General features: G+C 70.6%; 1 protein-coding gene. It reads left to right on the forward strand.

Annotated features, from left to right (window positions below):
- Window positions 1–21: 21 nt before the first annotated feature.
- Window positions 22–218, forward strand: a 197-nt coding sequence (locus tag J0695_RS44490; RefSeq protein WP_443726905.1) for a glycosyl hydrolase family 95 catalytic domain-containing protein, incomplete at its 3' end; no start/stop codon positions are given.

Below are 218 nucleotides of genomic sequence, written 5' to 3' on the forward strand. Positions count from 1 at the left end.
TCGGGCTGGCTGGAGGAGTGGATGAGCGAGGACAACCTCGGCGAGACGACACACCGCCACCTCTCCCCGCTGATCAACCTGTTCCCGGGCGACCGCGTCCGCCCCGACGGCGGCGACCCCGAACTCCTCAAAGGAGCAACGGAGTTGCTCACGGCGCGCGGTATGGAGAGCTACGGCTGGGCGTGCGCCTGGCGGGCGGCGTGCTGGGCCCGCCTGAA

Source organism: Streptomyces beijiangensis (assembly GCF_017315755.1).
Classification (GTDB): Bacteria; Actinomycetota; Actinomycetes; order Streptomycetales; family Streptomycetaceae; genus Streptomyces; species Streptomyces beijiangensis.